At 70.7% G+C, this 24,148-nt stretch carries 24 protein-coding genes; 14 read left to right on the forward strand and 10 right to left on the reverse strand.

Features of this window, described 5'->3' with window-relative positions; translation table 11 throughout:
• Window positions 1-12 precede the first annotated feature (12 nt).
• The 4 genes from OHT51_RS35825 (at window position 13) to OHT51_RS35840 (ending at window position 3,977) form a co-directional block, all read left to right on the forward strand.
• The gene (locus OHT51_RS35825) at window positions 13-774 is read left to right on the forward strand and encodes an SDR family oxidoreductase (RefSeq protein ID WP_328883038.1); all 762 of its coding nucleotides are present in this window, start codon (window positions 13-15) and stop codon (window positions 772-774) included.
• A 227-nt stretch (window positions 775-1,001) separates the two neighbouring features.
• Window positions 1,002-2,582: an ABC transporter substrate-binding protein gene (locus OHT51_RS35830; protein WP_328883039.1), complete on the forward strand. Its 1,581-nt coding sequence runs from the start codon at window positions 1,002-1,004 to the stop codon at window positions 2,580-2,582.
• Window positions 2,583-2,702: 120 nt separating this feature from the next.
• The gene (ung, locus tag OHT51_RS35835) at window positions 2,703-3,386 is read left to right on the forward strand and encodes a uracil-DNA glycosylase (protein ID WP_328883040.1); all 684 of its coding nucleotides are present in this window, start codon (window positions 2,703-2,705) and stop codon (window positions 3,384-3,386) included.
• A 120-nt stretch (window positions 3,387-3,506) separates the two neighbouring features.
• Window positions 3,507-3,977, forward strand: a complete 471-nt coding sequence (locus OHT51_RS35840; RefSeq protein WP_328884553.1) for a hypothetical protein — start codon at window positions 3,507-3,509, stop codon at window positions 3,975-3,977.
• 97 nt (window positions 3,978-4,074) lie between these two features.
• On the opposite strand, the gene OHT51_RS35845 is transcribed toward OHT51_RS35840, so the two are convergent.
• The 3 genes from OHT51_RS35845 to OHT51_RS35855 form a co-directional block, all read right to left on the reverse strand.
• Window positions 4,075-4,581: a hypothetical protein gene (locus tag OHT51_RS35845; protein WP_328883041.1), complete on the reverse strand. Its 507-nt coding sequence runs from the start codon at window positions 4,579-4,581 to the stop codon at window positions 4,075-4,077.
• A gap of 112 nt (window positions 4,582-4,693) precedes the next feature.
• Window positions 4,694-5,203 carry a DinB family protein gene (locus OHT51_RS35850; protein WP_328883042.1) on the reverse strand — a complete coding sequence of 170 codons (510 nt, stop codon included), beginning with the start codon at window positions 5,201-5,203 and terminating at the stop codon, window positions 4,694-4,696.
• A 57-nt stretch (window positions 5,204-5,260) separates the two neighbouring features.
• Window positions 5,261-5,851: a TetR/AcrR family transcriptional regulator gene (locus tag OHT51_RS35855; RefSeq protein WP_328883043.1), complete on the reverse strand. Its 591-nt coding sequence runs from the start codon at window positions 5,849-5,851 to the stop codon at window positions 5,261-5,263.
• Between the two features lie 105 nt (window positions 5,852-5,956).
• On the opposite strand from OHT51_RS35855, the gene OHT51_RS35860 reads away from it, so the two are divergent.
• Together OHT51_RS35860 and OHT51_RS35865 are read left to right on the forward strand one after the other, a co-directional pair.
• Window positions 5,957-7,183, forward strand: a complete 1,227-nt coding sequence (locus OHT51_RS35860; RefSeq protein WP_328883044.1) for an FAD-dependent monooxygenase — start codon at window positions 5,957-5,959, stop codon at window positions 7,181-7,183.
• Window positions 7,155-8,060, forward strand: coding sequence for a Gfo/Idh/MocA family protein (locus OHT51_RS35865; RefSeq protein WP_328883045.1), 906 nt, complete (start codon window positions 7,155-7,157; stop codon window positions 8,058-8,060). The genes OHT51_RS35860 and OHT51_RS35865 overlap by 29 nt, the downstream gene beginning before the upstream one ends.
• Here the strand turns inward: OHT51_RS35865 and lnt are convergent.
• Together lnt and OHT51_RS35875 are read right to left on the reverse strand one after the other, a co-directional pair.
• Window positions 7,984-9,567 (reverse strand): apolipoprotein N-acyltransferase, encoded by a 1,584-nt coding sequence (gene lnt / locus OHT51_RS35870; protein ID WP_328883046.1) that lies wholly within the window; start codon window positions 9,565-9,567, stop codon window positions 7,984-7,986. The genes OHT51_RS35865 and lnt overlap by 77 nt on opposite strands.
• 109 nt (window positions 9,568-9,676) lie before the next feature.
• Window positions 9,677-10,162, reverse strand: coding sequence for a nuclear transport factor 2 family protein (locus OHT51_RS35875; RefSeq protein WP_328883047.1), 486 nt, complete (start codon window positions 10,160-10,162; stop codon window positions 9,677-9,679).
• Between the two features lie 92 nt (window positions 10,163-10,254).
• Here OHT51_RS35875 and OHT51_RS35880 point away from each other — a divergent pair, with 92 nt between their 5' ends.
• Complete coding sequence (locus tag OHT51_RS35880) at window positions 10,255-10,875, forward strand: DUF4291 domain-containing protein (RefSeq protein WP_328883048.1); 621 nt, start codon at window positions 10,255-10,257, stop codon at window positions 10,873-10,875.
• A gap of 46 nt (window positions 10,876-10,921) precedes the next feature.
• On the opposite strand, the gene OHT51_RS35885 is transcribed toward OHT51_RS35880, so the two are convergent.
• The 3 genes from OHT51_RS35885 to OHT51_RS35895 all read right to left on the reverse strand — a co-directional run bounded on the left by OHT51_RS35885 (window position 10,922) and on the right by OHT51_RS35895 (window position 12,888).
• On the reverse strand, window positions 10,922-11,101 hold the full coding sequence (locus OHT51_RS35885) for a hypothetical protein (protein ID WP_328883049.1): 180 nt from the start codon (window positions 11,099-11,101) through the stop codon (window positions 10,922-10,924).
• Window positions 11,102-11,391: 290 nt separating this feature from the next.
• Window positions 11,392-12,267, reverse strand: coding sequence for an undecaprenyl-diphosphate phosphatase (locus tag OHT51_RS35890; protein ID WP_328883050.1), 876 nt, complete (start codon window positions 12,265-12,267; stop codon window positions 11,392-11,394).
• A gap of 150 nt (window positions 12,268-12,417) precedes the next feature.
• The gene (locus OHT51_RS35895; protein WP_328883051.1) at window positions 12,418-12,888 is read right to left on the reverse strand and encodes a winged helix-turn-helix transcriptional regulator; all 471 of its coding nucleotides are present in this window, start codon (window positions 12,886-12,888) and stop codon (window positions 12,418-12,420) included.
• A 141-nt stretch (window positions 12,889-13,029) separates the two neighbouring features.
• Between OHT51_RS35895 and OHT51_RS35900 the strand changes: the two genes are divergently transcribed.
• The gene (locus tag OHT51_RS35900) at window positions 13,030-14,199 is read left to right on the forward strand and encodes a thiolase family protein (protein ID WP_328883052.1); all 1,170 of its coding nucleotides are present in this window, start codon (window positions 13,030-13,032) and stop codon (window positions 14,197-14,199) included.
• A gap of 25 nt (window positions 14,200-14,224) precedes the next feature.
• On the opposite strand, the gene OHT51_RS35905 is transcribed toward OHT51_RS35900, so the two are convergent.
• On the reverse strand, window positions 14,225-15,025 hold the full coding sequence (locus OHT51_RS35905; protein WP_328883053.1) for a TVP38/TMEM64 family protein: 801 nt from the start codon (window positions 15,023-15,025) through the stop codon (window positions 14,225-14,227).
• A 49-nt stretch (window positions 15,026-15,074) separates the two neighbouring features.
• Here OHT51_RS35905 and OHT51_RS35910 point away from each other — a divergent pair, with 49 nt between their 5' ends.
• The 3 genes from OHT51_RS35910 to OHT51_RS35920 all read left to right on the forward strand — a co-directional run bounded on the left by OHT51_RS35910 (window position 15,075) and on the right by OHT51_RS35920 (window position 18,148).
• Window positions 15,075-15,797 carry a DNA alkylation repair protein gene (locus OHT51_RS35910; protein WP_328883054.1) on the forward strand — a complete coding sequence of 241 codons (723 nt, stop codon included), beginning with the start codon at window positions 15,075-15,077 and terminating at the stop codon, window positions 15,795-15,797.
• 298 nt (window positions 15,798-16,095) lie between these two features.
• Window positions 16,096-17,265: an elongation factor Tu gene (gene tuf / locus OHT51_RS35915; RefSeq protein ID WP_328883055.1), complete on the forward strand. Its 1,170-nt coding sequence runs from the start codon at window positions 16,096-16,098 to the stop codon at window positions 17,263-17,265.
• Between the two features lie 37 nt (window positions 17,266-17,302).
• On the forward strand, window positions 17,303-18,148 hold the full coding sequence (locus OHT51_RS35920; RefSeq protein ID WP_328883056.1) for a spermidine synthase: 846 nt from the start codon (window positions 17,303-17,305) through the stop codon (window positions 18,146-18,148).
• Here the strand turns inward: OHT51_RS35920 and OHT51_RS35925 are convergent.
• On the reverse strand, window positions 18,110-19,411 hold the full coding sequence (locus OHT51_RS35925; RefSeq protein ID WP_328883057.1) for an MFS transporter: 1,302 nt from the start codon (window positions 19,409-19,411) through the stop codon (window positions 18,110-18,112). The genes OHT51_RS35920 and OHT51_RS35925 overlap by 39 nt on opposite strands.
• A 200-nt stretch (window positions 19,412-19,611) precedes the next feature.
• On the opposite strand from OHT51_RS35925, the gene OHT51_RS35930 reads away from it, so the two are divergent.
• From OHT51_RS35930 to OHT51_RS35940, 3 genes are all read left to right on the forward strand, one after another.
• Window positions 19,612-20,049, forward strand: coding sequence for a DUF4442 domain-containing protein (locus tag OHT51_RS35930; protein WP_328884554.1), 438 nt, complete (start codon window positions 19,612-19,614; stop codon window positions 20,047-20,049).
• 406 nt (window positions 20,050-20,455) lie between these two features.
• Entirely contained in the window at window positions 20,456-22,384 is a 1,929-nt protein-coding gene (locus tag OHT51_RS35935; protein ID WP_328883058.1) for a ricin-type beta-trefoil lectin domain protein, read from the forward strand.
• A gap of 195 nt (window positions 22,385-22,579) precedes the next feature.
• Window positions 22,580-24,142, forward strand: a complete 1,563-nt coding sequence (locus OHT51_RS35940; protein ID WP_328883059.1) for a carboxylesterase/lipase family protein — start codon at window positions 22,580-22,582, stop codon at window positions 24,140-24,142.
• Window positions 24,143-24,148 lie beyond the last annotated feature (6 nt).

Consider the following 24,148-nt stretch of genomic DNA (forward strand, 5'->3'; position numbering starts at 1 on the left):
GGAGACACGGACATGACTGAACTGCCTGCACTCTCCGGCAAGGTCGCCCTCATCACGGGCGCCAGCCGAGGCATCGGCTACGGCGTCGCCGAGGCGCTCGTCGCCCGCGGCGACCGCGTGTGCATCACCGGCCGCAACGAGGACGCCCTCAAGGAGGCCGTCGAGCAGCTCGGCGCCGACCGCGCCATCTACGTGGCCGGCAAGGCGCACGACGAGGCCCACCAGGCCGTCGCCGTCGAGCGCACCATGGAGGCCTTCGGCCGCGTCGACCACCTGGTCAACAACGCCGGTACGAACCCGGTGTTCGGGCCGATCGCCGACCTCGACCTGAACGTCGCGCGCAAGGTCTTCGAGACCAACGTGATCTCGGCGCTCGGCTTCGCGCAGCGGACCTGGCACGCCTGGCAGAAGGACAACGGCGGCGCGATCGTCAACATCGCCTCCGTCGCGGGCATCGCGCCCTCGCCGTTCATCGCGGCCTACGGCGTCAGCAAGGCCGCGCTGATCAACCTGACCCAGCAGCTGGCGCACGAGTTCGCGCCCAAGGTGCGGGTCAACGCGATCGCCCCGGCCGTCGTGAAGACCAAGTTCGCGCAGGCCCTGTACGAGGGCCGGGAGGCGGAGGCCGCCGCGGCCTACCCGCTGGGCCGGCTCGGCGTGCCCTCCGACATCGGCGGCGCCGCCGCGTTCCTCACCTCGGACCAGTCCGACTGGGTCACCGGGCAGACGCTGGTCGTCGACGGCGGCATCTTCCTCAACGCCGGCGTCGGCTGACGGAGGGGACCGCAGCAAGGCCGACACGGCACCTCGACACGGGCCCCGCTGGACACCAGCGGGGCCCGTGTCGAGGTATCAGGAGACCCCTACGAGGAGACCAACGGCCGGTGACAACGTAGTCACCGCAAGATCGAACAAGTGCTGGTTGAGACGGGAGGTCCGACGGCCGGAACACTGCGGTATGGTCTGCCGACCCTTGGTATGGCAGATCGAGGAGCGTGCGCGTGTTCAACCGGATCCGACGCCTGCGGCAGGTGGCGGCCATCGCGTCCATATCGTCCCTGGTGGCAGGGTGCGGAGTCCTCTCGTCCGACTCGACGGACGAGCAGGGGCCGATCGTCGTGGGGACCACCGCGGCCCCCAGCACCCTTGATCCCGCCGCGTCCTGGGACAGCTCCTGGGAACTGTTCCGCAACATTTATCAGACACTGCTCAGCTACCCCTCCGGGTCGACGGCGCCCGAGCCCGACGCCGCCGAGAGCTGCCAGTTCACCGACAGCTCGAGCATGAAGTACCAGTGCGAGCTGCGTGAGGGCCTGCAGTTCTCCGACGGGCACGCGCTCGACGCGAAGGCCGTCAAGTACTCGATCGACCGGATCCGGAAGATCAACGTCAACGGTGGCCCCGCCGGTCTGCTGGGCAGCCTCGAACGGGTCCAGGTGCTGAACGACCGCGAGGTCGTCTTCCACCTCAACAAGGCCGACGCGACCTTCCCGTTCGTGCTCGCCACGCCCGCGATGTCGATCGTCGACCCCGAGGACTACCCGGCGGACAAGCTGCGCGAGGACGGCACGATCGTCGGATCCGGGCCGTACACCCTGGAGTCCTACGACGAGGGCAAGCGAGCCGAACTCGTCAAGAACGACAGCTACCAGGGGTACGCGGAGCGCAAAAACGATGCGGTAACCATCCGTTACTTCCAGGACTCGCCCCCCATGGTCGCGGCCCTGCGCAACAAGGAGCTCGACGTCGCCTTCCGTGGTCTCGCCGCCGACGACATCGTCGAGCTCCAGGCCGACGATGACGACGAGCTCCAGCTGATCGAGGGCTCCGGCACCGAGATCAACTACCTGGTCTTCAACCCGAAGGACCCGATGGCCGGCAAGGCCGCCGTCCGCAAGGCCATCGCCCAGGTCATCGACCGCCCGGCGATCGCCCACAAGGTCTACCGGGACACCGTCGAGCCCTTGTACTCCATGGTTCCCAAGGGCCTGACCGGACACACGACGGGCTTCTTCGACGACTACGGCGAGCCCGACGCGGACAAGGCCCGTTCGATCCTCTCCGAGGCGGGCATCACGACTCCAGTCCGGCTCACCCTCTGGTACACCAGCGACCGCTACGGCTCCGCGACCAAGGCGGAGTTCGAGGAGCTGAAGAGCCAGCTCGACAAGTCCGGCCTCTTCGACATCAAGCTGAAGAGCCGCCCGTGGAAGACGTACGTCGCCGGCTACCAGAAGGGCGAGTACCCGGTGTTCGGGCGTGGCTGGTTCCCCGACTTCCCGGACGCCGACAACTTCATCGCGCCGTTCGTCGGCGAGCAGAACGCGCTCGGCACGCCGTACGTGACGCCCAAGATCACCGAGACCCTGCTGCCCAACTCCCGCGCGCAGAGCGACCGGGCCAACGTGGTCAAGGACTTCGAGGACGCCCAGCGCATCCTCGTCGACGACGCGCGGCTGCTGCCGCTGTGGCAGGGCCGGCAGTACGTGGCCGCGAGCGCCGAGGTCTCGGGCGCCGAGCGGGCGCTGGACCCGTCGACGATCATGATGATGGGGGAGCTGTACCGCAAGACCAGCTGGTAGCGGTGGGAGATGTGCGGTGGGCGGGGCGATTGTCAGTGGCCGCCTGTAGGTTCTGAGGCCTGGAAGTGACCGTGGCGCGGTCGCCTCTCACCGTTCGCCGTACATCGTAAGGAAGTTGACGTGACCGACATCGCCATGCTGCCCGAGTCCTGGCGCGGGGTTCTGGGCGACGAGCTTCAGCAGCCCTACTTCAAGGAGCTGACCGAGTTCGTCGAGGAGGAGCGGGCGAAGGGCCCCGTCTACCCTCCGCGCGAGGAGGTCTTCGCCGCGCTGGACGCGACTCCGTACGACAAGGTGAAGGTCCTGGTCCTCGGCCAGGACCCCTACCACGGTGAGGGCCAGGGCCACGGCCTGTGCTTCTCGGTGCGTCCCGGCGTGAAGACGCCGCCGTCGCTGCGGAACATCTACAAGGAGATGAAGGAGGAGCTCGGCCTCCCCGTCCCCGACAACGGCTATCTGATGCCCTGGGCCCAGCAGGGCGTCCTGCTGCTCAACGCGGTGCTCACGGTCCGCGGCGGCGAGGCCAACTCGCACAAGGGCAAGGGCTGGGAGAAGTTCACCGACGCGGTGATCCGGGCCGTGGCCACCCGGCCCGACCCCGCGGTCTTCGTGCTCTGGGGCAATTACGCCCAGAAGAAGCTCCCGCTCATCGACGAGACGCGGCACGTGGTGGTCAAGGGGGCGCATCCCTCGCCGCTGTCGGCGAAGAAGTTCTTCGGTTCCCGCCCCTTCACGCAGATCGACGAAGCGGTGGCTCTGCAGGGGCACGACCCCATCGACTGGCGGATCCCCGACCTGGGCTGACCCCCGGCCGGGCCGGTCCCGCGCCGGACCGGCCCGGTGCCGTACGGAGCCGCCTGACCGGGATTGCCCGTGAGGGCCGTTAGCGTCGAGGGATCACCCGACGAGGGCCCGGAGGACGCGGTGGCGGAGCGACAGGAGCGTACGGCGCCCGACGCCGTGCTGACGCGGATCGGCCAGGTCGTCATGCTGCATCACGCGGGTGACCGCGAGGAGGCCCGGCGTCGGCTGCTGGACCTGTGGACGGAGCTCGGCGAGGACGGCGACCCGCTGCACCGCTGCACCCTGGCGCACTACCTGGCCGACACCCAGGACGACCCCTCGGACGAACTGGCATGGGATCTGCGGGCGTTGACCGAGGCCGAGGGGGCCGGTGCCGGCGACGGACGTGACGCGTCGGCCGTACGGGCGCTGTATCCCTCACTGCATCTGAATCTGGCCGCCGACTATGTGAAGCTCGATCGCGCCGAGGCCGCCCGCGTCCACCTGCACCGGGCGCGCGGAGCGGCGGGAGCGTTGGCGGACGACAGGTACGGGGACGGGGTGCGGGCGGAGATCAGGCGGTTGGAAGTGTGGTTGGGGGAGGGGCCGTAGCACAGGGGGAACCGGGGAGCCGGGGCCCTGGCGGCACCAAGGCGGGCGGCGGATGTCCGCTCACCCGCCCCGCTCACCCGCCCCGCTCACCCGCCGCTCAATGGCCGTACGTCTGCTCGCAGATCCTCGACTCCGGGCTGTCGGCCCGCCAGCCGCCGTGCTGCTTGCCCAGCCCGCATACGTTCGTGTTCTTCGGGGCCTCGGGGCGGGTCGAATCCCGCATGTCGGGGATGCTGACCGGCGGCGCCTTCGGGACCCTGGGGGCCGGGCGGTGGAGCTCGTGCTCCTGGTGCTCGGGACGGCGGTGGGGGTGCGCGTCAGGGGCCGGTGGTGTGTGGGCCGGGGGCGGGGAGTCGGGGGGCGTCGAGTGTGCGGCGGACGATGTGGGAGTCGGGCGGCGGGACGGGCCGATGAACGCCAGGGCCTCGCGGGCCGGTGCCTGCACGATCTCGGGGTCCCTGTGTCCGCTCGGCCGCGGGGCCGCCGGCTGGGACGGTGCCGCCGACGCGTCGAACGTCGGCGGTCGCTGGACCGTCGTACAGCCGGAGAGGGCCGAGACGGCCACGGTGACCAGGAGCGTTGCGGTGGTCGTCGTTCGATGCACCCGCGCAACTCTGCTGGGTTCGGCGGCCGTCGGGACAGCGGATGGGTGAACCTTGCTCCCTACGGGTGATCTCTGACCCCGTTAGGGCGGCGCGCTCCCGCCGCGGCTGACGTCAGTCGCCGGTGGCACCGTCGGCGCGCTCGCGGAGCAGGTCGGCGTGGCCGTTGTGACGGGCGTACTCCTCGATCATGTGGGTGATGATCCAGCGCAGATTGAAGGGTTCACCCCTGCGGCTCCGGCCCTTGGCGAGGTCGTCCAGACCGAAGCCGGCCGCGTTGCGACGGGCGTTGTCGATCTCGGACTGCCAAGTCGCGCGCGCCTCCTCCCAGGTGTCGGCCTCGGTGAAGTGGAAGTCGCCGTCCGGGTCCTCCTCGCTGCAGTAGAGCACCCCGAGGTCGTCGTCCAGGAGGATCTCGTGAAACCAGAACCGCTCGACCTCCGCCATGTGCCGCACCAGACCCATCAGGGTCAGCTCGGACGGCTCCACGGAGGCCGTCCTGAGCTGGGCGTCGGTCAGGCCTTCGCACTTCCAGGCGAGGGTCTGCCGGTGGTAGTCCAGCCAGCCCTCCAGCATGGAGCGCTCGTCGGCGGTGGTGTCGGGCTCATGGCGTTCGATGGTCATGCCCGCATCGTGGCCCAACTCGGGGCGTTTGAACAGGAGTTTTCGCTGTCGCGGGGCTTACCGGCCGAACATCCCGTCGAGCAGCTCGCGCAGACCTGTCCGCACTTCGTCCAGGCTCGGCGCCTCCGAGGCGAAGGACCCGGCGATGCAGCTGAACATCAGTCCGTCCGCCCAGGCGACCAGTGACAGCACGTGCCGGTCCGGGTCCGTCGACCCCATTGCGGTCATCAGGACGGTGAGCTGGTCGCGGAAGCGGGCGCCGGTCGCGTCGAAGTAGGCGCGCAGCTCGGGGCGGCGCGTGGCTTCCAGGGCCAGTTCGTAGCGGGCCAGTGTCAGTTCGCGGTGGCGGGTCAGGGCCCGGTGTGTCGCCAGGGCCAGGCCTTCGGCCAGCGAGTCGAGGCCGCCCCGCGGGTCGGGCATCTCCTCCAGTGCCAGGACCCGCGCCTCGCGGTCGGCGAGGCGCCGCAGCGCAAGTTCCAGCAGGGCCTGTCGGGTGCGCGCCAGATTGGATGTCGAGCCCTGGGGGAGCGCGGCCGTCTCGTCGACCGCCCGGTGCGTCAGCCCGCGCATCCCTCGCTCGGCGAGCAGCGCAAGGGCTGTGTCGGCGATGAGGTCGGGGCGCGAGGTACCCGGCGTGTGTACGGACATGGAGATCAACCTACCTCCCGCACTACGTCTGTAGTGCGTGTTACTACACCTGTAGTACAGTCGACGCACCGGAGCACTACACCTGTAGTCGCAACAGGAGGAGTCATGGCACAGTCCAAGCGGGCCGTCGTGATCGGCGGCGGCATCGGAGGCCTGACCGCGGCCGCCGCGCTGCACCGGAGCGGCTGGGACGTCACCGTTCTGGAGCGGGCGCCGTCCTTGGAGCCGGTCGGCGCAGCCATCTCTCTCGCGCCCAACTCCCTGCGCGCGCTGGACGTCATCGGGCTCGGCGACGAGATCCGCGACCTGGCCGCCTGGCAGGGCGACGGGGGAGTGCGGACACCGTCCGGACGCTGGCTCTCCCGCACCGACGCCGACACCGTGGCCGCACGCTTCGGCGGCCCCCTCGTCCTCCTCCACCGGGCCACCCTCATCAACAGCCTCGCCGCGCTGGTCCCGTCCGGGACCGTCCGCACCGGGGTCGCCGCGACCGTCACCGACCCCGGCGATGCCGGTCGTCCGGCGCGCGTGGCGACCCCGGAGGACGAGACGGAGGCCGACCTCGTGGTGGCCGCCGACGGCATCCGGTCCGCCGTCCGCCCGGTGCTCTTCGCGGACCATCCCGGCACCGTGTACTCCGGTTTCACCACGTGGCGGGTCGTGGTCCCGGTGCCCGGCGCGCAGTTCGCCTCGCACGAGACCTGGGGCCGGGGCCGCATCTGGGGCTCCCATCCGCTCAAGGACGGCCGGGTCTACGCCTACGCCGCCGCGATCACGCCCGCCTCGGAGCGTGCTCCCGACGACGAGAAGGCCGAACTGCTCCGCCGCTACGGCGACTGGCACGACCCGATCCCCGCGATCCTCGCCGCCGCCCGCCCCGAGGACGTCCTGCGTCACGACGTCCACCACATCGCCGAGCCGCTGCCCGCCTACCACCGCGGGCGGGTCGCCCTGGTCGGGGACGCCGCGCACGCCATGCCGCCGATGCTCGGGCAGGGCGGCAACCAGGCCATCGAGGACGCCGTGGTCCTCGCCCACCACTGCGCGGACCTCCCGGCCTACTCGGCAGCCCGCCTTCCGCGTACGACCGCCCTGGCCCGCCAGGCCGTCAAGGTCGCCCGCCTGAACCTGATGACGAACCGCCCCGGGATCGCCGTACGGAACACCACGCTCGCCGGCCTGTCCAAGGTCGCGCCGGCGCTGTTCCTGCGCAGCTTCGAGGCGATCGCCGACTGGGGGCCGCCGCAGCAGCCGTATGCTTCCAGGCAGACCCCGGCAGGCAAGCAGTTGAGGAGAACACCCAGTGAAGGTCGGCTGCATCGGACTCGGTGACATCGCGCAGAAGGCCTACCTGCCGGTGCTGGGTGTGCAGCCCGGGGTCGAACTGCATCTGCAGACCCGTACGCCCGCGACGCTCGCCCGGGTCGCCGACAGTCTCCATCTGCCGGCGGAGCGGCGGCACACGGACCTCGACTCGCTCCTCGCCCAGGGGCTCGACGCCGCGTTCGTGCACGCGCCGACCGTCGTACACCCGGAGATCGTGACCCGGCTGCTGGAGGCGGGCGTGCCGACCTACGTCGACAAGCCGCTCGCCTATCAACTCGCCGACTCCGAGCGGCTGGTGGCGCTCGCCGAGCAGCGGAACGTGACCCTCGCCATCGGGTTCAACCGGCGTTACGCCCCCGGATACGCGCAGTGCGCCGACCATCCGCGCGAGCTGATCCTGATGCAGAAGAACCGGATCGGGCTGCCGGAAGAGCCGCGCTCGATGATCCTGGACGACTTCATCCACGTCGTGGACACGCTCCGCTTCCTGGCGCCCGGCCCGGTCGACGACGTGACCGTGCGCGCCCGCGTCGAGGGCGGGCTGCTGCACCATGTCGTGCTGCAGCTCGCCGGGGACGGCTTCACCGCGCTCGGCGTGATGAACCGGCTCAGCGGGTCGGCCGAGGAGATCCTCGAGGTGTCCGGGCAGGACACCAAGCGTCAGGTCCTCAACCTCGCCGAGGTCGTCGACCACAAGGGACAGCCGACCGTGCGACGGCGCGGCGACTGGGTGCCGGTGGCCCGGCAGCGCGGCATCGAGCAGGTGGTGCTCGCCTTCCTCGACGCCGTACGCACGGGCAAGGTGCTCAGCGCCCGGGACGCGCTGGCGACCCATGAGCTGTGCGAGCGGGTCGTACGCGCGGTTCAGGAGCAGGGCGCTTGAAGCGAGGCCGCAGGGTCGAAACGCCCTCGGTCGCGGCCCAGGCGGCCATGATCAGCACTGCCGCCTGCAGCGGCCAGTCGCCGAAGCGGACGTACGGCGTGACACCGCCGGCCAGCGGAACCTCGTAGACCGTGCTGGTGCTCTCACTCGTCCCCAGCCAGGAACCCATGCGCTGTCCGCTGGGGCCGTAGACGGCGGAGACGCCGGTCAGCGTCGCGTGCACCATCGGCCGGCCGGTCTCTGCGGCGCGCAGTGCGGCGAGGGACGCGTGCTGCTCCGGGGCCCAGCTCTGCTGGAACGTCGAGGTCGCCGACTGGGCGATCAGTACCTCGGCGCCGCTGTCGACGAGGTTGCGGCTCATGTCGGAGAACGCGGACTCGAAGCAGACCATCGGGCCGACGCGCAGCCCGTGCCCGGCGTCCATCACGACCTGCTCCGTGCCCTGCCGGCGGTCCTCGGCGGCAGCCTTGCCGACGGAGGTCGCCCAGCCGAGCATCGAGCGCAGGGGTATGTACTCCCCGAAGGGCACCAGGCGCATCTTGTCGTAGCGGGCGCCGGTCGGGCCGTCCGGGCCGACGAGGATCGAACTCTTGTAGATACCGGGCCGGTCGGAGCGCTGCGCGTCCACGTTGACCAGGATGTTCGCCCCCGTCTCGCGGGACAGTGCCGCGAGCCGGCGCGCGAAGTCGGGCCGGTCGTCGAGGTCGTAGCCGACGCTGCTCTCGCCCCAGACGACCAGGTCGACGCCCCGGCCGGCCAGCTCGCGGGTGAGCTGCTCCTCCCGGTCGAAACGCCGGTCGGCTGTTTTGCCCGCGCCCGGGATGACGCCCGGCTGCACCACGGCTGTCCGGACCCGGTCCTCGACCTGCGGGCGCGGGGACCACACCCAGGCGGCCGAGGCGGCGACGGCCGTGGCGAGCAGCCCGGCCAGCGCGGGGATCCGGCACCTGCGCAGCAGCACCAGCACGGCGACCGCGACATTCACGGCCACGATCAGGAAGCTGATCAGCCACACACCGCCCACCGAGGCGACCCGCAGCGCGGGCTCCACCTCCCACTGGCTGGAGCCCAGCACGCCCCACGGCCCGCCGAGCCCCTGCCAAGAGCGGATGAGCTCGATCAGCAGCCAGCCGGACGGCAGCACGACGAGGGCCGCCGCGACCCGCCCCGGGGTGGGCCGCGCGGCCAGGAAGCGGCGCACCAGCCAGCCCCAGGGCGCCCACAGCGCGCCCAGCAGGGCGGCGATGACGAAGGTGAAGACATGCAGGTTCGGCAGCAGCCAGTGGTGCATCGCCAGCATGAAGCCGAATCCGCCCCACCAGCCGTCGTGCAGCGCCCGCCGCCCGGTCGGAGCCGAGCGCAGCAGCGCGATCCACGGGACCAGGGCGACGTAAGCGAACCACCACCACGACGGCTCGGGGAAGGCCAGCACGGGCAGTGCGCCGGCCAGAACGGCGATGATCGAGCGCCGCCACGGGGAGGCGAGCCAGTGGTTGATCGTCTTCATGCATCGCCTCCTACCCCGTCGTCCTTCCAGTGTGAGGCCAGGCACCGACACTGGGACAGTGGGCGTCCGCTCAGGTGATCACGCCCGGTGATCAGGCCCGGTGATCACGTCAGGTGGCCACGGCCGGTGCGGTCCGGTCGGGCAGACGGCGCCACTTCTCCTGCACGACCACCTCGCGCAGCCGCCAGCCGTCGTCCGTGCGCAGCAGCCCGAAGGCGTAGCGGCCCCCGCACACGAAGTCGGGGGCGGCGGAGCCTGCGCCGTTCTCGGCGATCCGCATCGGATTGACGTAGTCGGCCTGCACCCCGGCCGTGTCGCCGATGTCCTGTTCCAGGATCCCGAAGCGCACCCTGCGGTTGACGATCAGGTGCTGACGCATCGAGAACAGCTGCATGCTCTCCGCGAGCCACGTCGCGACGCTCCCGGCGTCCCCCTCGATCCCGCCGGCCGACCGGTAGTCCGCGCGTCCGTCCGGGGTGAACAGACTCCGGTACGCCTCCCAGTCCCCGTCGTCCACGGCCACGGCGTACTCGGTGACCAATCCGTCGACTGCCAGCCGGTCCCTCAGGGTGGCGAGCTCCACACGCTGCGTCATCGGCTCAGTGTTGGGCATGAGGTGCACGGAGCCAAGGGGGCGTGCAGCGATATTCGGTGGATGTGGGTGCGCTCGGGGGCGACGCTGTTCCCGTGAATGATCAGAACAGTCGGCCCGTCGAGCGTGAACCCAAGTTCCGTGTGCGCGCACAGCACACCGAGTCCACTGTCACCGTCTATCAGGCCTACCGACCCGAGATCGGTCGGGCCGCGGCCCTGGGCGGGCGGTTTCCGTCCTCCTGGAGTCGCGACCGCATGACGTGGATCAAGCCGTCGTTCCTCTGGATGATGTACCGCTGCGGCTGGGCCACCAAGGAGGGCCAGGAGACCGTCCTCGCCGTCGAGATCAGCCGCGAGGGCTTCGTGTGGGCGCTGCGTCACGCGTGCCTCTCGCACTGCGTGCCTGCCCTGCACGGCGACCGGGGCGCCTGGAAGCAGCAGTTGAGGGCGGCGCCCGCGCGCGTGCAGTGGGATCCGGAACGCGATCTGCGCCTCAACCCCTTGCCGTACCGGTCCCTGCAGCTCGGGCTCGGCGGGGAGGCGACGGCACGGTATGCGGACGAGTGGATCGTCGGCATCGAGGATGTGACTCCGCTCGCCAGGGAGATGCACGCGCGGGTGCGGGCGGGTGAACTGGAGCGTGCGGCCGAGTTGTTGCCGAAGGAGCGGCCGTACCCGTTGGGTGAGGACGTCCTGGCGCACCTGGCCGCCTAGACGCGGCCGAGCGTCAACGGGCGCTGCTCGCCCCGGGGGCCCTGCTTCAAGCCGCCTCGATGACCGCACCGCGGATCGCGGCCGCCCACTCGACGACCAACAGCTCGTACTCCGCGCGCTCTTGGGCCGACAGTGAGCCGCCCGCGCGCAGCCACAGGGCGCGAATCTCCTCGTTCACCTCGGCAGCAGACCGCACGGAACCAGGGCCTAAGGAATGGGGGGACATGCGGCCAAGCCTAGGGGCAAGGACTGACAGTGCGCTACCGGACGGCTACGCAGAACGTATGTGATTGGTCACGGATTTTGCGGTGGACGTTTCGGCGAGCGTTCGTACTGGCTCAAGGTCAGCGGGTCGGGCGCTCAGTCGGTCCACATGACCATGCATTGCCCGCGCCGCGTCGCGCCGCAGTAGAACTCCCGCATCGCGGTGAAGTGCTCGATGAGGTAGTCCCGTACCTCACCGGCGAATTCGCGTCCTGACCCGCACGCGGCCGCCGCGCCATGGACGGCGTTTGGTCAGCCCGCCGACTCCGCCGCATGCGGGCTCAGGACGCCCGTCGCCACCAGGACGATGATGACGATGCCGAGTGCGATGCGGTACCAGACGAACGGCATGAAGCTCTTGGTCGAGATGAACTTCATGAACCAGGCGATGACGGCGTAGCCGGTCACGAAGGCGATCACCGTCGCGAAGATCGTCGGGCCCCAGGACACGTGGTCGCTCTCCATCGCGTCCTTGAGCTCGAACAGGCCGGAGGCGAGGACGGCCGGGATCGCGAGGAGGAAGGAGTAGCGGGCCGCGGACTCGCGGGAGTAGCCCATGAAGAGGCCGCCGCTGATGGTGGCGCCGGAGCGGGAGACTCCGGGGATGAGCGCCGCGGACTGGCACAGGCCGAAGATCAGGCCGTCCTTCACGCCCAGGTCCTCAAGTCCCTTGCGCTGCTTGGCGGCGCGGTGCCGGCCGCCCGACTCGTCGCGTGCCGCCAGCCGGTCCGCGATGCCGATGATGATGCCGACGACGATCAGCATCGTGGCCGTGATGCGCAGGTCGCGGAAGGGGCCCTCGATCTGGTCCTTGAGCGTCAGGCCCAGCACGCCGATCGGGATCGAGCCGACGATCACCAGCCAGCCCATCTGGGCGTCGTGGTCCTGCCGCATCTCCTTGTTGGTCAGCGAGCGCAGCCACGCCGAGATGATCCGCCCGATGTCCTTGCGGAAGTAGATCAGTACGGCAATCTCCGTGCCGATCTGCGTGATCGCCGTGAAGGCCGCACCGGGGTCCTCCCATCCCGAGAACGCCGCGGTCAGTCGCAGGTGCGCGCTGGAGGACACGGGGAGGAACTCGGTCAGCCCCTGGACGAGTCCGAGGATGAGGGATTCAAACCAAGACATGAAGTTACGGAGTCCAAGTGCTGATGGTGGCAAGGGATGAAGAGGGACACCGCGTCGGCGGCGCAGTGATCGCGGGTGTCGAGGGGCAGCGTAGCGTCCCTCGAAGTCGGCTCCGGCACAGGGGCCTCGCTCCGGCCGCGGCGACGGGCCTCAGGCTGCCGTCGGTCCCGTCACTGTCCATCCGGGCGCCTGGGGGTGCGCCGTGAGGTCCTGGTGGTGCACCGCGCCGCCACAGGCCCGGCAGGTGACGACCGCGTCCAGTTCGTTGCCGCAGGTGTGCTCGATCACCATGGGGCGTTCGCCGTCCGTGCGGAGGTGGCGGTCGCCCCACGCCATGAGGGTCATCAGGACCGGCTCCAGCTCCAGCCCCGCCGGCGTGGGCCGGTACTCGAACCGCTGCGGGCGCTCGCTGTAGGCGCGCTTGGTGAGGATGCCGGCGTCGACGAGGCGGCGCAGCCGGGTGGCCAGGATGTCGCGCGGGGCGCCGATGTTGCGCACGAGTTGGTCGAAGCGGCCGTTGCCCAGGCACACCTCGCGCAGGACGAGCAGCGAGTACTTCTCGCCGACGAGCGCCAGCGCGTCGGCGATGGAACAGGGGCGCGGGTCTTTGGTGGCGGCCATGCGGCTCAGTTTAGGGGGAGGGTTCGACTTTCCAACTGGGAGGGTTTGATTTTCCAACTCTCCAGGCTATGGTGAGTTGGACTTTCCTACTCACCGGTAATCGCGCCGGCAGGAACCCCGGCGGCCAAGGAGGCCCGCACCATGCGTGACGCAGTCATCGTCGAAGCCGTACGCACCCCGATAGGCAAGGGCAAGCCGAACGACGCCCTGGCGCACGTCCACCCCGTCGAACTCCTCGCCCACACCCTGCGCACCCTTGTCGAGCGCTCGGGCGTCGACCCGGCGCTGATCGACGACGTCATCGGCGGCACCGTCGACCAGGTCGGCGAGCAGGCCATGAACACCACCCGCTACGCCGCCCTGTCGGCAGGCTTCCCGGAGACGGTCCCGGCGACCACCGTGGACCGCCAGTGCGGCTCCTCCCAGCAGGCCGTGCACTTCGCCGCCCAGGGCGTCGTCTCGGGCGCGTACGACATGGTCGTCGCCTGCGGGGTCGAGTCGATGAGCCGCGTGCCGATGTGGTCGAACGTGCCGCCCGGCAAGGACCCCTTCGGCCCCGGCATCGCCGAGCGCTACCCCGAGGGCCTCGTCCCGCAGGGCATCAGCGCCGAGCTCATCGCGGCCAAGTGGTCGATCACGCGCGAGCAGATGGACGCGTTCGCCGTCTCCTCGCACCACAAGGCCGCCGCGGCCTGGGACAAGGGTCTCTTCGACGCCGAGGTCGCGCCCCTGGACGGTGTCTCGCGCGACGAGTGCGTGCGACCCGGCAGCACCCCGGAGATCCTCGCCGGCCTCAAGCCCGCCTACCAGGACCCCGCCTTCGCCGAGCGCTTCCCGCAGATCGAGTGGAACGTCACCGCGGGCAACGCGAGCCCCATCAACGACGGCGCCTCCGCCGTGCTCATCACGTCCAGTGAGACGGCGGCCCGGCTCGGCCTGCGCCCCCTGGCCCGGCTGCACAGCTTCGCCGTCACCGGCTCCGACCCCGTCCTCATGCTCACCGGGGTGATACCGGCGACGGAGAAGGTGCTCCGCCGGGCGAACCTGTCCCTCGGCGACATCGACCTGTTCGAGGTCAACGAGGCCTTCTCCAGCGTGGTGCTCGCCTGGCGGCAGGAGACCGGCGCCGATCTCGCCAAGGTCAATGTGCACGGCGGTGCGATCGCGATCGGCCACCCGCTCGGCGCCAGCGGCACCCGACTGACGACGACCCTGGTGCATGCGATGCGCGAGCGCGGCGCCCGCTACGCCCTGCAGACGATGTGCGAGGCGGGCGGACTCGCCAACGCGATGATCCTGGAGTCGGTGTAGCCGTCGTCGCAGCAGGCGAAACGGTTCAGCGGCCCCGCAGGTGGTGGCGCTTGCGCCACGCCACCACCGCGCCGGCCAGCGCCGGCAGGGCGATACAGGCGAGCGCGATCAGGAAGGCGGGCGACGTCGGCGTGGAGGCACGGGCGCCGGCGACGACATACGCGGCGACGTTCGGGATCGACCCGATGGCCGTCGCGAGCAGGAACGGCACGTAGCCCATGCGGGAGACGGCGGCGGCGTAGTTCGCGGCCCAGAACGGCACACCCGGGAACAGCCGCACCGCCAGCATCGAACGGAAGCCGTGCCGGCTGAACTGGCCGTCCGCCGCCTTCAGCAACCGGCCGCGCAGCAGCGGGCGCAGCGCCTCCTGGCCGAGCAACCGGCCCAGCCCGAAGGCGATCCCGGCCCCCAGGACCGTGCCCGCCATGGCCGCGCCGATGCCCCACTCGGAGCCGAAGAGCGCGCCCGCCGCGAGGTTCAGCAGCGGCCGTGGCACGAAGGCCACCGTGATCAGCCCGTACGCCACGGCGAACAACACCATCGCGGCCGGGCCTGCAACGTGGGGCGGCCAGCCGTTCGCCAGCAGCTTCTGAGGTTCGAAGAGCAGCACGGACGAAGCGGCCGCCGCGAGCAGGACCAGGAGCAGGGACAGCCGGGACCACGGCGACAGCAGCGTTCTCGTGCAGCGCGCGGCGAAGCCCGCGGGCACGGGGGCGGGGACAGGAAGGGTTACGGCTGCGGGGGCGGCTACTGCGAGCTCCGTGGCGGCGGCCCGGGAAGAGGCCTTGGCGGTGCCCCCAGAGCGGGTGGTGGCATCGTCGAGCATCCGGCGACACTAACCGACAAAGATGTGTGATCGCCGTATGGTTCGTCTCATGAGCGTCACAGCTGGGGGAACAACGGAAGTTCCCGGCGGTGGTCTGGCCGACACCGTCCTGGAGCGGCTCACCGCCGTGTACGCCGCCGCCGCGGACCCGGTGCGCGCTGCAGGCGCCCGGGCGTACATGAAGGACGTCGCCCCGTTCCTCGGCATCCCCACCCCCGAGCGCCGCGCCCTCTCCCGCGCCGTCCTCAAGGGCACACCACGCCCCGACGAGGCCGACTGCACCGCGATCGCCCTGCGCTGCTGGGAGCTGCCCGAGCGCGAGTACCACTACTTCGCCGTCGACTATCTGCGCAGGCACGTGGGGCGCTGCTCCTCAGGCTTCCTGCCCGTGACCCGGCACCTCATCACCACCGTCTCCTGGTGGGACACCGTCGACGCACTCGCCGCGCACGTCGTCGGCGGGCTCGTCGCGGCCGACCCGAAGCTCACCGCCGACATGGACGCCTGGATCGTCGACGACGACCTGTGGGTCGCCCGCACCGCCCTCCTCCACCAGCTGCGCTACAAGGACCACACCGACACCCGACGCCTCTTCGCCTACTGCCTGCGCCAGTCCGGACACACCGACTTCTTCATCCGCAAGGCGATCGGCTGGTGCCTGCGCGAGTACGCCAAGACCGATCCGGAGGCCGTACGGGAGTTCCTGGCGCGGGAGCGGGGGAGGTTCGCGCCGCTGTCGGTGCGGGAGGCACTGAAGAACATCGGGGCATAAGGCCCCGAACTCCCCATCCGCGGAAAACCATTCGACGCCGGGCACGGCGTCGACGATGATCGACCTCATGTTCCGGCACGCCTTCGTCCTCGCAGCATCCGCAGTCGCGGATGCCACGAAGGCTGCCGTTCAGGTCTTCCTGACCGCCGTCGACGGCGCCCGAAGCTGACCCTCTCCGGAAAGTCCGGCGGACCCCGCAGGGGGAGGGTCGGCAGGTCCTTGGGGTCCCCATCTCGCACGAGAGCGCTCGTACGCGAGATCACCTTTGCAGAGACATCAGAGACTTCGAGGTACAGCCATGTCCAAGACGGCATACGTGCGCACCAAACCGCATCTGAACATCGGCACGATGGGTCATGTCGACCACGGCAAGACCACGTTGACCGCCGCCATCACCAAGGTCCTCGCCGAGCGCGGGTCCTCCGCCTTCGTTCCGTTCGACCGCATCGACCGGGCGCCGGAGGAGGCCGCGCGGGGCATCACCATCAACATCGCGCACGTCGAGTACGAGACCGACACCCGTCACTACGCGCACGTCGACATGCCCGGCCACGCCGACTACGTCAAGAACATGGTCACCGGCGCCGCGCAGCTCGACGGGGCGATCCTCGTCGTCTCCGCGCTCGACGGGATCATGCCGCAGACCGCCGAACACGTCCTGCTCGCCCGGCAGGTGGGCGTCGACCACATCGTGGTCGCGCTCAACAAGGCCGACGCGGGTGACGAAGAGCTCATCGACCTCGTCGAGCTGGAGGTCCGCGACCTGCTCACCGAGCACGGCTACGGCGGCGACGCCGCGCCCGTCGTACGGGTGTCGGGGCTGAAGGCCCTGGAGGGGGACCCCAAGTGGACGGCGTCCGTCGAGGCGCTGCTCGACGCGGTGGACACGTACGTTCCGATGCCGGAGCGGTATGTGGACGCTCCGTTCCTGCTGTCCGTCGAGAACGTGCTCACCATCACCGGTCGGGGGACCGTGGTGACCGGCGCCGTGGAGCGGGGCACCGTGCGGGTCGGCGACCGGGTCGAAGTGCTCGGGGCCGGGCTGGAGAGCGTGGTCACCGGCCTGGAGACGTTCGGCAAGCCGATGGACGAGGCGCAGGCCGGGGACAACGTGGCGCTGCTGCTGCGCGGGGTTCCCCGGGACGCGGTGCGCCGGGGGCATGTCGTGGCGGCACCGGGGAGTGTGGTGCCGCGGCGCCGGTTCTCGGCACAGGTGTACGTGCTCTCGGCCCGTGAGGGCGGGCGTACGACGCCTGTCGTCACCGGGTATCGACCGCAGTTCTACATCCGTACGGCGGATGTGGTGGGTGACATCGACCTCGGTGAGATGGGTGTCGCGCGGCCCGGGGAGACGGTTGCGATGACCGTCGAGCTGGGGCGCGAGGTGCCGTTGGAGCCGGGGCTCGGGTTCGCCATCCGTGAGGGTGGCAGGACCGTCGGGGCGGGGACCGTGACTGCCGTCGTGTGAGGGTCGCTCGGTTCTCCGGGGACTGCACAATGAGCAGGTGAGCGATCCCATACCCGTCACCCGAGCCGTCGACTACGGCACCGCCAAGCTGATGCCCGACGTCGATCGGAAGCGGGCCTGGTTGCTCACCGTCGACGGGGCTCCTCAGTCGTACGTCGATCTTGACGAGCCGACCCATCTGGAGTTCGAGTACGCGCGCCGCCTCGGCCATGTCCTGGACATAGTGGCCGAGGCGGGGCGTCCGCTGGACGTGTTCCATCTCGGGGGCGGGGCGCTCACCCTGCCCCGCTATCTGGCGGCCACCAGGCCCGGCTCACGGCAGGACGTGGTCGAGGCCGACCGTGGGCTGCTGAAGCTGGTCGCCGAGCATCTGCCGGTTCCGGACGGGGCCGGCATCCGGCTGCACGCCGGGGACGCCCGGGGCTGGCTGGAAGCGGCCGAGGACGACTCGGCCGACGTGCTCGTCGCCGATGTCTTCGGCGGGTCACGGGTGCCGGCCCACCTGACGTCGCTCGCGTACGTCCGTCAGGCCGACCGAGTCCTGCGGGGGAGCGGCGTCCATGCGGCCAACCTCGCCGATGCCGCACCCTTCGCCTTCCTGCGCTCCCAGATCGCCACCTACGGCACGGTGTTCGAGGAGCTGGCGCTGATCGCCGAGCCGGGTGTGCTGCGCGGCAGGCGGTTCGGCAACGCGGTGCTCGTCGCTGCGCACCGGCCCCTCGACCTGGCGGCCCTGGCCCGCCTGACCGCCTCCGACGCCTTTCCGGCGAGGGTCGAACACGGATCGGCGCTGCGGGACTTCATCGGCGGGGCCCGTCCGGTGACGGACGAGGACGCCGTACCGTCACCCGAGCCCCCGGACGGGGCTTTCAGCATCGGCTGAGCCGAGGTGGCCGCTCGCGGTGACCTGCTTGGTACGGCGCCGCAGGTTCCGTACGTCCGGTACGCACAGGGCCCCCGCCGTGACGATCACGACCAGCGCGGCGCAGCCCCACAGCGCGGACGTGCGCCCGACCGCCGCCTCCGCGGGGCCGGCCAGGGCCGTCGCCAGCGGGACCAGGGCGACCGAGCCGAACCAGTCGTATGCGGCGACCCGGGACAGCTTCTCCTCCGGGATCTCCTGATGGAGTGCCGTCATCCAGGAGACGCCGAACACCTCCACCGTCACGCCGGTCAGGAACATCACCGCGCACAGCACGCTGATCGGCGCCGGAACGGCGAGCGCGGCGGAAGGGAGGGCGAGCGGGAAGACGCACAGAGTGCCGGCGAGGAGCAGACGGCGTGGCTTCCAGCGGGTCATGAGCAGGGCTCCGGCGACCGTGCCCGCGCCGAAGAAGCCCAGCGCCAGGCCCCATGGCCCCGCCCCGCCCAGGTGGTCGCGGGCGACCAGCGGACCGTAGACCGCGTCGGCCGCGGCGACGACCGCGTTCGCGATGGAGAACTGGACGACGACCGCCCACAGCCACGGCCGCCCGGCGAACTCCCGCCAGCCGTCCCGCAGATCGGCGAGCATGCCGCCGCCCGGCGCGCGCTGCGGAATGTGACTCACGTCGAGGAACGCCCGCATGGATCCGGCGACGGCGAAGGCCACCGCGTCCGCCGCCAGCACCCACCCGGGCCCGATCGCCGCCACCATGGCACCGCCGAGCGCGGCACCGCCGACCGCTGCCCCCTGCATGGCCATCCGGAACACGGCGAACGCCCGGCTCGCCTGCTCGCCCCGCACCGACGACAGCAGCATGCCCTCGGCCGCCGGGCTGAAGAACGCCTGCCCGGTACCGCCGAGGGCCGTCAGCAGCATCATCTGCCACAGCTGGGCCTCGCCGACGAGGACGAGCACGGCGAAGACGGCCTGGGAGAGACAGTTGAGGGCGTTGGCCGCGACCATCACCCGGTGCCGCGGGACCCGGTCCGCGACGGCGCCCCCGATCAGCAGGAACAGCACCAGGGGCAGCGTGCGGGAGGCGGCCACCAGCCCCACGTCACCCCCGTCGCCGCCGGCCTCCAGCACCGCGAACGCCGCGGCGATCAGTGCGCCGTGACTGCCGAGGTTCGTGACGAACGCCGAGGCGGTCAGAAGGCTGTAGTTGCGGCCCGCCCAGGCGGGGCGGCGGGAGCGGCGGGGCGGATCGGCGGCGGAGGTCACCGGCCGACTATCGCCGCCCGGCCCTCGATTTGCCAAACGAATGGCAGGTCACGGGCCGGATGGACAGCTTCGAGCCGTGCGGCGTCCGTCGCCGTCGCAGCCATCGGGTCCCCTTACACGGACCACCTATCTGTTCCGTCACACGACCTGTTCCCCGGTGCCTACTCATGGGTAACATGACCGCCATGAGCGCAGACCAGATGTCGATCGGCGAGATGCTCGCCGCCACCGTGCCCATGGCCCGGACCCTGAACCTCGAGTTCCTGGAGACCACGCCGGAGAAGGCCGTGGTGGCTCTGCCGGATCAGGGCGAGTTCCACAACCACGTGGGCGGGCCGCACGCCGGCGCCATGTTCACGCTCGGAGAGTCCGCCAGCGGGGCGATCGTGCTGGCCGCGTTCGGCGACCAGCTCTCGCGCGCCGTGCCGCTCGCCGTCAGCGCCGAGATCGCCTACAAGAAGCTCGCCATGGGCGCCGTCACCGCCACCGCGACGCTGGGCCGTCCGGCCGCCGACGTCGTCGCGGAGCTGGACGCGGGGGAGCGGCCCGAGTTTCCCGTGGCCATCGAGATCCAGCGCGGTGACGGAGCCGTGACCGGACAGATGACCGTCGTCTGGACGCTGAGGCCGAACGGCTGAGTCGAACCGTACGACCACGAAGAGGGGCCCCGCCGAAGGTGCGGGGCCCCTCTTCTGTGTCCTGGCCGATTCTGTGCCCTGGTCGACCGAAAGCCCTCATACCGCCGGTCGATGCGGAGTTGAAGATTCCGTGGACTAAGTGTCCTTGTCTGCACACAACTTGGCGTAACCCTGGCGGTGCTATCGAATGCGGGTGCGGATACCGCCGGTAACTATTCTGAATTTCTTGTCTTTTGGGCGTTGGTCACTCGAACTTCTTGTTTCTTGTGCGTTGCTTGTGCGAAAGTGAGCGGCCCCGATAGCCGGTCCACAGGTGACGCGGCCTAGGTACGCACCAATCAGGCACCTGCTTTCCGACGGGCGTGCATTCCCCATGCCGTCCTGAGGCCGGGAAGGAAATGGTTCAGTGCAATCCCCTTACCCCCCACGACCGCCCTACCCGCCACGTCCCGGGGCGAGCCCCACAGAGTCCGACCGTGATCTCGTCGCGCGCCTCGGCAAGGCCGGTGCGGACGCTCATGCCGTCGCGCTGCTGATGGCCCGGCACTGGCGCGCCACCTACGACTACGCGGCCATCTGTCTGGTGTCCACGGAGAGTTCGGCCTCCATGGTGGCCGCCGCCGCGTTCCACCGCGTGCTCGCCCGGCCGGGCGGCGGCGCACTGCGTCCCCAACTCCTCGCCGCCGTAAGGGATCTGGTGAAGGAGTGGGCGTCCGACAGTCAAATTTCCGCTCTGCTGCCGGAACTCGGCAAACCGACGGGTGGCCGCGGGCTGCGTGCCGCGCGGTCCGTGACGCCCGAAAGGCGGCATATCGCAGAACGCGCTTTCCGTTCCCTGTCGGGGGCCTCGCAATGCCTTCTCTGGCACACCGAGGTCGAGGCGGAACCGATAACCATACCCGCTGGTCTGCTGGGGGTGGACGCGGCAACCGCCTCCGCCGCACTGGAGGGAGTGCGCGAACAATTCAGGCGAGGGTGCGTCCGCGCCCACGGCGAACTCGCGCCCACCCGGGAATGCCGTTACTACAACCGGCTTCTGGATGTCCCCATTCGCCGGGGTGGAGCCCTGCTGCCCGACGTCCAGCAGCATCTGATGGAGTGTCGCTACTGCCGTCACGCCGCCGAGCAGCTCAGCCACTTCGAGGGCGGCCTCGAAGTGCTGCTCGCCGAGACCGTGCTCGGCTGGGGAGCCCGGCGCTATCTCGACTCCCGGCCCCGGCGGGGCGGCTCGGGGCCGACGCCGTTGGAAGGCCCGCGCCACGGCGGGCGGCACCGGCCGGAGCGCCTGGCTCCGCCGCGCGTCCGTCCGAAAGCCGTCGCCATGGGGGTCGGTCTCACCGCTCTCGCCCTGCTCGTGACGGTGCTCACGGCCAAGGGCTGGACCGAGGAGAGCGGCGTCCCCGCCTCGGGCGCCACCTGGGGTGCGCCCAGCGGCAAGACCGTCCGTCCGGGCGCGGAGTCCCCGCCCTCGTCCGGCGGCTCACCGTCGGCCGCCTCGGCCGAGGACCCGGTCGAGATCGCCCAGGGCCGGCTCCGCAATCTCGACAGCGGCCTGTGCCTGGACCTCCGCGACGGCGAGATCCGCACCGGCGCCCGAGCCGAGCTGGCGGCGTGCTCGTCCGCCGCGTCCCAGCAGTGGTCGTACCGGGACAACGGCCTGCTGGGCAGCGCCGCCGACCCCACCCTCTGCCTCGACTCCGACGCCGACGAGGGCACGGTCGTCCTGGCGGACTGCCTCGCGCACGCCGGTGAGGTGCGCTACGACCTCACCGTCCACGGCGAGCTTCTGCCACGCCGCTCCGAGGGGCTGGCCGTTGCGTCCGGTGAAGGCGTGAGCGTGGTGGTCGCCGAACGGGACGGGTCCGAGGCGCAGCGCTGGATGCTCGACGGCGGGCTCGCGGACGTACGCGGGGAGAGATCCGGGTCCGAGAAGAAGGCCGAGGAGAAGAGAGGGGAGAAGAAGGGGGAGAAGCCGGACGAGAAGCAGGGGCCGGAGAACGGGGCACCTGCGCAGCCCGGCGCCCCCTCAAAGCCCGAGCGCGAGTCGCCGGGCACCACCCGCCCCGAGCCGCCCGACGCGGAGTCTCCGCGCGATGAGCAGGACCCGCCGGAGGGGGATCCGCAGTCGCACTACGAGACCCGCTACGTCCAGGACGACTCCGGCAACGGAGCCGAACCCGCCATCCCCGTCGATGCCGTCGCGGCCCTTCCGGCCAATGTGACGGCCAATGTGACGGCCAATGTGACGGCCAAGGTGCCGGCCAAGGTGCCGGCCACGGTCTCCACGATCGTGGGCACGGCCGGCGCGACGGTCGACTCCGTACTCCGCCGCTAGGAGCTCATTCAGTCAGGGGTCACCCCACCGGGGTGACCCCTCCTTCGTTCCCTGCGTCATTCGGCCTTCCTTGCGTAGATCGTTGACACGAGTCACTGACGCTCATAGTTTTCCCGCCGCGCCCAGCAGCCCCGCTCGAACCTTCGACGACCTTCGACAGTCAACGAATGTGGAGGTGGACCGGTGTTACGTCGTATGTCCGTCGCGCTGATGGCCCTCGCGGCCGCGCTCGTCACGCCCGTGCCCGCGCAGGCAGCCGCCGACCCGCCCGTCATCCGCACGGACGCGGGCCGGGTGCGGGGTGAAATCACCCCCGAGGGGAGGCAGTTCCTCGGCATCCCGTACGCCGAGCAGCCGGTCGGAAAGCTCCGTTGGAAGGAGCCGCGTCCCGTCCGGCCCTGGCAAGGGGTGCGTACGGCACAGGACTTCGGCAACACGTGTGTGCAGGGCGCGAGTTGGGACCCCGGCTATGAGGAACCCAGCCACACCGAGGACTGCCTCGACCTCAATGTGTACGTCCCCCATGTGTCCGTCCCCGAGGGTGTGGCCCGTCGTGCCGTCCTGGTCTGGTTCCACGGTGGCGGACTCACCGCCGGGGCCGGCCAGGACGTCGTCCCCGACACCTTCGCCCGGCAGACCGGCACCGTCGTAGTGACCGTGAACTACCGCCTCGGGGCGATGGGCTTCCTCGCCACGACCGGGCTCGACGGCGAGGCGCACGACGGCGTCTCCGGCAACTTCGGCATGCTCGACCAGCAGGCCGCACTGCGCTGGGTGCGCGCCAACATCGGCCGCTTCGGCGGTGATCCGGGTCGCGTGACCATCGCGGGCGAGTCGGCGGGCGGCCGCTCGGTCTGCACCCAGCTCGCCTCGCCGACGGCGAAGGGGCTGTTCAGGGCCGGGATCATCCAGAGCGGGGCGTACGGCGACTGCGGCGCCCGTCCGCACGGGACTGCCGTGGCCCAGGGTGCCGACTTCGCGCAGAAGCTCGGCTGTACCGACCTGGCATGTCTGCGTGCCAAGCCGGCCGCCGAGATTCTGGCCGCTCAGAGCGCGTTCGACTGGGCGCCCGTGGCCGGCGGCGACTTCCTGCCGAGGCAGCCCGAGGAGGCGTTCGCGCGCGGGGCGGCCGCAGGAGTGCCGGTCATGAACGGGGCCAACCAGGACGAAGGCCGGCTGTTCGCCTTCGCCCGGTTCGACCTGAGCGGCACCCCGCTCACCGCCGAGCAGTACCCGGCCGTCATGCGGGAGGACTACGGCGACGACGTCCTCGCCCGCTACCCGCTGTCCGCCCACCCCTCGCCGACCATCGCGTACGCCACCGCCCAGGGCGACCAGCTGTTCGCCTGCCCGGCGCTCCGCCTCGACAGCACGCTCGCCGGGCGCGGCAAGGTCTACGCGTACGAGTTCGCCGACCGCACCTCCCCGCCGTTCGCCTCCTTGCGCAACCTCGGCACCGACTTCGACTTCGGTGCGACCCACGTCAACGAGGTGCAGTACCTCTTCAAGCACTTCGGGCTCCGGTCACCGCTGAACGCGGAGCAGCGGGCGCTGGCGCGGCAGATGATCCAGTACTGGGGCTCCTTCGTCCGCGACGGAGTGCCGCGTGCCACAGGACAGCCCGCGATGCCGACCAGGCCCGGGACGGTGCTGTCGCTGCGCACCTCGTCCGCCGGCGGGAACGTGCCGAGCGCTGGTGTGCACCGTGAGCACCAGTGCAACCTGTGGGACTCCGAGCGCGTCACTCTGAACGGGTAGGCTGCC

Source organism: Streptomyces sp. NBC_00299 (assembly GCF_036173045.1).
Lineage (GTDB): Bacteria > Actinomycetota > Actinomycetes > Streptomycetales > Streptomycetaceae > Streptomyces > Streptomyces machairae.

What these genes read in the sequence shown, in the direction of transcription:
- lnt (WP_328883046.1), bottom strand. Translation starts at nt 9,567, where the DNA reads ATGAAGACGATCAACCACTGGCTCGCCTCCCCGTGGCGGCGCTCGATC.
- OHT51_RS35905 (WP_328883053.1), bottom strand. Translation starts at nt 15,025, where the DNA reads ATGCTCGACGATGCCACCACCCGCTCTGGGGGCACCGCCAAGGCCTCT.
- OHT51_RS35895 (WP_328883051.1), bottom strand. Translation starts at nt 12,888, where the DNA reads ATGGCCGCCACCAAAGACCCGCGCCCCTGTTCCATCGCCGACGCGCTG.
- OHT51_RS35875 (WP_328883047.1), bottom strand. Translation starts at nt 10,162, where the DNA reads ATGACGCAGCGTGTGGAGCTCGCCACCCTGAGGGACCGGCTGGCAGTC.
- OHT51_RS35900 (WP_328883052.1), top strand. Translation starts at nt 13,030, where the DNA reads ATGCGTGACGCAGTCATCGTCGAAGCCGTACGCACCCCGATAGGCAAG.
- OHT51_RS35940 (WP_328883059.1), top strand. Translation starts at nt 22,580, where the DNA reads ATGTCCGTCGCGCTGATGGCCCTCGCGGCCGCGCTCGTCACGCCCGTG.
- OHT51_RS35825 (WP_328883038.1), top strand. Translation starts at nt 13, where the DNA reads ATGACTGAACTGCCTGCACTCTCCGGCAAGGTCGCCCTCATCACGGGC.
- OHT51_RS35910 (WP_328883054.1), top strand. Translation starts at nt 15,075, where the DNA reads ATGAGCGTCACAGCTGGGGGAACAACGGAAGTTCCCGGCGGTGGTCTG.
- OHT51_RS35850 (WP_328883042.1), bottom strand. Translation starts at nt 5,203, where the DNA reads ATGACCATCGAACGCCATGAGCCCGACACCACCGCCGACGAGCGCTCC.
- OHT51_RS35885 (WP_328883049.1), bottom strand. Translation starts at nt 11,101, where the DNA reads ATGTCCCCCCATTCCTTAGGCCCTGGTTCCGTGCGGTCTGCTGCCGAG.
- OHT51_RS35855 (WP_328883043.1), bottom strand. Translation starts at nt 5,851, where the DNA reads ATGTCCGTACACACGCCGGGTACCTCGCGCCCCGACCTCATCGCCGAC.
- OHT51_RS35930 (WP_328884554.1), top strand. Translation starts at nt 19,612, where the DNA reads ATGTCGATCGGCGAGATGCTCGCCGCCACCGTGCCCATGGCCCGGACC.
- OHT51_RS35890 (WP_328883050.1), bottom strand. Translation starts at nt 12,267, where the DNA reads ATGTCTTGGTTTGAATCCCTCATCCTCGGACTCGTCCAGGGGCTGACC.
- tuf (WP_328883055.1), top strand. Translation starts at nt 16,096, where the DNA reads ATGTCCAAGACGGCATACGTGCGCACCAAACCGCATCTGAACATCGGC.
- OHT51_RS35860 (WP_328883044.1), top strand. Translation starts at nt 5,957, where the DNA reads ATGGCACAGTCCAAGCGGGCCGTCGTGATCGGCGGCGGCATCGGAGGC.